General features: G+C 33.7%; 2 protein-coding genes. Both read right to left on the bottom strand.

Going from position 1 to position 2021, the window contains the following annotated elements:
* Positions 1 to 167 precede the first annotated feature (167 nt).
* Positions 168 to 926, bottom strand: coding sequence for a hypothetical protein (locus tag ACMOUI_RS01205; protein ID WP_418963922.1), 759 nt, complete (start codon positions 924 to 926; stop codon positions 168 to 170).
* A gap of 30 nt (positions 927 to 956) precedes the next feature.
* Positions 957 to 1961 carry an NADH:flavin oxidoreductase gene (locus tag ACMOUI_RS01200; protein WP_418963921.1) on the bottom strand — a complete coding sequence of 335 codons (1005 nt, stop codon included), beginning with the start codon at positions 1959 to 1961 and terminating at the stop codon, positions 957 to 959.
* Positions 1962 to 2021 lie beyond the last annotated feature (60 nt).

Genomic DNA, 2021 nt, shown 5'->3' with positions numbered 1-2021 from the left:
TAGAGACCTAAACGCCAGTATAAATATTCGTGAGGTTGGTAGAGAGCTACTAGCTTACTAAAACATATATCAGGGTAGGAACTACCCGTAGAGCGTGATTAACATATCTGAAATGAGTAGTCAGATACTTCCCACGAAGCCCCGCTCTCTATTTGGGCGGTGGTAGTTCACTGATTAACCTCGCTATATAACTTATTGAAAGCCTCATTTATTGGTATCTCTACAATCAATCTTTCCGCACTTCTTCCAATGCTTTTTCTTTTAAGTTTTATACCCTTTAAATCTTTTGTAGTTTTACAATGAGTACCTCCACAAGGGACTGTATAGTCATTACATCTCCAATATAGAGCTTCTTTCTCATCTGGATGAGTAAAAATTTCAGTTGGCATATCATTATCTATATATTTATTACATATATTTTCTGCTTTAGATAGTATTTCAGGAGCAAATTTATAATCGATTGCAAAATCTAATCTTCCATATTTATCAGTTATTCTAGCTCCAATTATTTTTTTATCAATACCGGGAAACATCTCCTCTAAAACCATTAGAACTAAATGTAGAGCAGAGTGGTGAAGAGTAATCTGAGCTCTTTTTAGACTATCTAATTTAATAATAAATTTTTCTCCTATTTCAAAGTCCAGAATTTCATTGTTGTCAACATGATGCATAATTTGACTTTCAACTTTTATTTTTGGGAAATTTTTTAGAGAGAGGTCTCTTCCACCTATCTTAGTGGTATCGTGAAAGTTGATTTCAGAATTATCTTTACATCTAATTAAAGTTCCCACATCTCCAATCTGCCCTCCCCCTTCTGGAAAAGCCACCGTTTTATTAAAGATTAGTCCATTTTCTACTTTTTTAACTAAAAATGCTTCACATGAAGTTTGAAATGGATTTTCATAATATAATTTTTCTGTTTTCATAGAACCTCCCCTTTTAAATGTAAATATTTTTTAACTTTCAAGGGAAGAGATTACTTTTTTGGCCCAATTAGAATCTTTTAAAAGTTCTCTTCCAACTCCTATAAAATCTGCTTTTTTCTCAGATAGAAGTTTTTCTACTTGTTGACCATCTGTAACTCCCCCCGTAAGGATAACAGGTATTGATATTTTTCTTTTAATTGATTCTGATAGCTCTGAGAAATATCCAGCCTCTCTATTATTTGGATTCATAATACCACACAATCCACCGGAAATATCCAATAGATCAACTCCAGCTTTTTCCAGAGCTTCAGCTGCTGCAATGCCATCAGCTAAGGAGCTTCCACCTTCCATATAATCACAAGCCCCCAGTCGAAGGGCAATAATATAATCTTTACCAACGACCTTTCTTATTTCTCTAACAATCTCTAAATGTATTCGTACTCTTCCATCTAATGTAGTCCCATATTCATCAGTACGCTTATTGGTAAGTGGTGAGAAAAATTGATTCAATAGATAGGCATGAGCAGAGTGGATTTCTACACCATCAAATCCAGCCTCTTTAACTCTTCTTGCTGATTCAACAAAGGATTGAATAACTCTTTTTATATCACTTTTGGTCATCTCATGTGGAATGATATTAGGATTTCCTGTGGCACCTATATTTTTTATAGGACTGGCACTGATAGGGTCAAAACCTGTTACTTTTTTATCTGTGGAGCTTCCAGCATGATTAATTTGTGCAATCACTTTTGATCCATTTTTATGAATTGTATCCACTACCTTTTTAAGACCCTCAATATCTTCATCTCTTGATACAGACAATTGACCTTCCTTCGCTTTCCCATCAAGACTGACATAGGCATGTTCAGTTATAACCAATCCAATATATCCACCTTTTGTTTTTTCATCATAATAATCCAGCAAACTTTGATTTACATATCCGTTCTCTGATTTTGCAGTTGCCATTGGAGGCATAACAATTCTATTGCTGATATCAACATTTTTTATTCTTATAGATTGTTTTAATGGATTCATTAATTCCCTCCCAAAAATTGAAATAATGAAATATTTTAATTAATTAGTATGGGTATATAC

The organism is Cetobacterium sp. (assembly GCF_048470075.1).
Lineage (GTDB): Bacteria > Fusobacteriota > Fusobacteriia > Fusobacteriales > Fusobacteriaceae > Cetobacterium_A.
This window is presented reverse-complemented; position numbering and strand designations above follow the sequence as displayed.

Coding starts and splice junctions, on each gene's coding strand:
- ACMOUI_RS01205 (WP_418963922.1), bottom strand. CDS start 926: ATGAAAACAGAAAAATTATATTATGAAAATCCATTTCAAACTTCATGT.
- ACMOUI_RS01200 (WP_418963921.1), bottom strand. CDS start 1,961: ATGAATCCATTAAAACAATCTATAAGAATAAAAAATGTTGATATCAGC.